The organism is Streptomyces anandii JCM 4720 (assembly GCF_014650655.1).
Lineage (GTDB): Bacteria > Actinomycetota > Actinomycetes > Streptomycetales > Streptomycetaceae > Streptomyces > Streptomyces anandii.
On the sequence record NZ_BMVJ01000003.1, the window covers coordinates 539,389 to 543,289 of the forward strand.

Here is a 3,901-nt window from a genome sequence, read left to right on the forward strand (position 1 = left end):
TCGCCCCACGTGATCCAGTCGTCGTCCGCGAACTCCTCGAGGTCCACCTCGTCGCGGTCCGCGAGCGGGTGCCCGGCCGGCAGCGCCACGTCGGCGGGGTCGTCCAGGAGCGCGGCGCGGCTGAGTCCCCCGGGCACGGGCAGCCGCTTGTTGTACCAGTCCAGGACGACAGCGACGTCCACGTCCCCGCGCAGTACGGCCCGCAGGGCGGACGCCGGTTCCATCTCGGCGGTGGCGGCCCGCAGGCCGGGGTGCCGGGAGCGCAGCCGGGACAGGGCCGCCGGGAACAGCCCGCGCGCCGCCGTGGGGAACGCGCCCAGGCGCAGTTCGCCGACCACCTCCCCGCGCTGGGCCTCCAGGTCGGACTGGGCGAGGGCGACCTGGGAGAGGATGCGCGCCGCGTGCTCGGCGAGCAGTCGGCCCGCGTCCGTCAGCCGCACGCCCCGGCCGTTCTTGGTGAGGAGCCGCTGGCCCACCTCCCGCTCCAGCTTGGCCATCTGCTGCGAAACGGCGGAGGTCGTCACGTGCAGTCCTTCGGCGGCGCCGCTGACCGAGCCGTGGCGGGCGAGGGCGTCGAGGGTGCGCAGGCGCTCCAGGTTCAACATGTAAGCAATGCTACGAGATACCGCGCGCGAATTCTCGATTGTGCTACGAGGAGCTGGTCGGGCATCGTACGAGCATGAGCACCGCTACCGCCTCCTCACCGGCCTCGCCGGTCCCGCCGAACCCTTCGGTCCCGTCCGCACGGCTCGGCCGTCCTCTGCCCTGGCGGATCCGTTTCGCGTTCCTCTCGCTGATCTGGGGCTTCAGCTTCCTGTTCATGAAGGTCGGCAATCAGGGCTTCGCGCCGTTCCAGGTGACGTTCGGGCGGCTGCTGTTCGGCACGGCGGTGCTCGCGGTGGCGATGGCGGTGAAGCGGGTGCGGCTGCCGCGGGGCGCGCGGACCTGGGGCCATCTGGCGGTGGCCGGCTTCTTCCTCAACGCGCTGCCCTTCTCGCTCTTCGCCTACTCCGAGCTGACGATCCCGTCCACGCTCGCGGGCATCTGCAACGCGACCTCGCCCCTGTGGGGCATGGCCCTGTCCCTGGTCGCGCTCTCCGAGGACCGGCCGACCAGGGTGCGGGTCGCGGGTCTCGGGCTGGGCTTCCTCGGGGTGCTGACCGTGCTCGGCGCCTGGCAGGGCTTCCACGGGCTGGACGCCTCGGGCACCGCGATGGCCCTGCTGGCGTCGCTGAGCTACCCGGTCGGCTGGATCTACGTCCGCCGCACCCTGGCCGGCTCCAGCGAGTCCCACCTCTCGCTCACCGGCGGCCAGTTGCTGCTGGCCACGGTCCAGTTGGCCGTGGTCACCCCGCTGTTCACCAGCCTGCCCGGGCACGTCTCCGTGCTGCCACTGCTCGCCATCGCGGCGCTGGGCGCGCTGGGCACGGGCGTCGCCATGCTCGTGCAGTACGGCCTGGTCGCCGAGGTCGGCCCGACGACCGCCCAGATGGTCACCTACTTCGTGCCGATCATCGCCACCGCCGCCGGTGTCGCCGTGCTGGGCGAACACCTGACGTGGTCGACACCGGTCGGCGCGGTGGTGGTCCTGGCGGGCGCCGCCCTCACCCAGGCGAGGCGCCCCACGAACCGCACGCGCCCACAGCCGGAACCGGGCACGCAGCCCCCGACATCCATGGAGACACCGGAGGCGCCCGGGGTTGCGGCAGCCGCGGAGGCGCCCGGGGTTGCGGCAGCCGCAGAGGTCCCGGAGGCCGCCGGTCCGCAGGCCCGGACCGGCCGGGCGGCCAGGGCGTAGAACCCCTCACGGGCTCGCACTGGACGGGGCCGCCCGAGCCCGGCCGGCTGGGCAGACCCCGGGCGGCCCCCGGAACCCGCCCCACCGGGCGGATCTCACGCGCTCACCCCGCCGAGCGGCCGTGAAGGCCGCCCCACGCGGCGAACCTGACAGGCCACCCCGCCGGGCAGGCCTCCGGAACTCGCTCCCCTAGGCGTAACTCCGCACGGGTGCCGGGCCCAGGGCGGAGGCGACCGCGTCTGCCAGTCGGCCGGCTTCCTCCTCGTCGAGCGTCGAGACGGTGATCCGGATGCCCGGCGGCGCGCTCACGCGGAAGCGGGCGCCGGGTGCCACCGCCCAGCCGGCGTGCAGCAGCCGGGCGACGGCGCCGGTCTCGTCCGGCACGGGCACCCACACGTTCATCCCGCTCGGCCCGTGGGCGGTGACACCCCGCTCGGCCAGGGCGCCGATCAGCGCCTCACGCCGCTTCCGGTACGCCGAGGCCACCTCCCGCGCGGCCGGCGTACCGGCCGCCCAGAGGTGGACCACCGCGCGCTGGAGCAGCAGGCTCACCCAGCCCGGGCCCAGCCGCTGGCGGCCGCGCACCCGGTCGACGGTGACGGGGTCCCCGGTGAGCACCGCGACCCGCAGATCGGGGCCGTACGCCTTGGCGACCGAGCGGACGAAGGCCCAGTGCCGGGTGACCCCGGCGAGCGGGTGCAGGCGAGAGTCGACGATGCCGTGGCCGTGGTCGTCCTCGACGAGCAGTGTTCCTGGGTGCGCGCGCAGGACGGAACGCAAGGCACGCGCGCGCGTGGCGCTCAGCGTGGCGCCGGTCGGGTTCTGCGCCCGGTCGGTGACGATCAGCGCGCGGGCCCCGCCCTCCAGGGCCCGGCGTACGTCGTCGGGGACGGGCCCCTCGTCGTCGACGCCGACGGGGGCGGTGCGCAGCCCGAGCGCGGGGATCAGGTCGAGGACGCTGCCCCAGCCCGGGTCCTCGACGGCGACCGTGTCGCCCGGCTTGAGGTGGGCGGCCAGTACCCGTTCGACGCCGTCGAGCGCGCCGGAGACGACGGCGACCGGCCCGTCCGGCACCCCGTCCGCGTCCAGCGCCGCGCGTGCCCGGCGGGCGAACTCGGGATCCACCGGCGCGTGCCCGTACAGCACGGGCTCGCGGTCGCCGTGCTCGGCCGCCGCGGCGAACGCCGGCGCGAGCCGCGGCAGCAGGGCAGGGTCCGGGTTGCCGTTCGACACGTCCCGCACGTCCTCGGGGACATCCACCCGGATGTTCTCCCGCCCGGTGGTGGCGGGCGCGGGCCGCACACGGCTGCCCCGGCGCCCGGCGGTCTCGATGACCCCGCGCTCGCGCAGCACCCGGTACGCGGCCGCGACGGTGTTGGGATTCACCCCCAAGTTGACCGCCAACTCCCGCATGGGAGGCAGGAGTTGACCGGGCTCCAGGTCGCCCGAGCCCACCGCGCGCTCGACGCTCGCCGCGATCTCCGTCGCACGCCGCCCCTCGATCCTATATTCTCCTAGCACAAAGCAGATTATGCACTAGTGCAATGGAGACCGCAATGCAGGGGACCCAGCCGCCGACCGCGCAGCCCGCCGTGCCCGCACAGCCCGCGGACACGTCCGTCTACGCCCCGACCGACCGCACCGTCCCCACCCGCTCCGCGAACCGCGCGTCGTACGACAAGGAGCTGGTGCACTCGATACTCGACGAGGGCTACGTCTGCCACCTCGGCTTCGTCCGCGACGGCGCGCCCGTGGTGCTGCCCACCCTGTACGGCAGGGTGGGCGAGCGGCTCTACGTGCACGGTTCCACGGGCTCCCGCCCGCTGCGGATGGCGGGCCAGGCCGACCCCGGGCTCCCGGTGTGCGTGACGGTCACGCATGTCGACGGCCTGGTCCTCGCCCGCTCGGCCTTCCACCACTCCGTCAACTACCGCTCCGTGGTGGTCCACGGCACCGCCCACCAGGTCACCGACCCCGAGGAGAAGCGCGCGGCGCTGGACGCGCTGGTCGACCACGTGGTGCCGGGCCGCGCGGCCGACTCCCGCCCCGCCAGCACCAAGGAACTGGCCGCGACCGCCGTGCTCCGCCTCGACCTCGACGAGG

The 3,901-nt window shown here is 74.7% G+C and carries 4 protein-coding genes; 2 read left to right on the plus strand and 2 right to left on the minus strand.

Annotation, left to right across the window (positions count from 1 at the left end):
- Positions 1 to 605 (minus strand): LysR family transcriptional regulator (locus IE249_RS36655; RefSeq protein ID WP_229857817.1); only part of this gene is annotated, 605 nt, incomplete at its 3' end.
- A 74-nt stretch (positions 606 to 679) separates the two neighbouring features.
- Here IE249_RS36655 and IE249_RS08460 point away from each other — a divergent pair.
- Positions 680 to 1,798, plus strand: coding sequence for a DMT family transporter (locus IE249_RS08460; RefSeq protein ID WP_189704138.1), 1,119 nt, complete (start codon positions 680 to 682; stop codon positions 1,796 to 1,798).
- 189 nt (positions 1,799 to 1,987) lie between these two features.
- Here IE249_RS08460 and IE249_RS08465 read toward each other — a convergent pair whose 3' ends face one another.
- Positions 1,988 to 3,319, minus strand: coding sequence for an aminotransferase class I/II-fold pyridoxal phosphate-dependent enzyme (locus IE249_RS08465; RefSeq protein WP_189704139.1), 1,332 nt, complete (start codon positions 3,317 to 3,319; stop codon positions 1,988 to 1,990).
- 35 nt (positions 3,320 to 3,354) lie between these two features.
- Here IE249_RS08465 and IE249_RS08470 point away from each other — a divergent pair.
- Positions 3,355 to 3,901 (plus strand): pyridoxamine 5'-phosphate oxidase family protein (locus IE249_RS08470; RefSeq protein ID WP_229857857.1); only part of this gene is annotated, 547 nt, incomplete at its 3' end.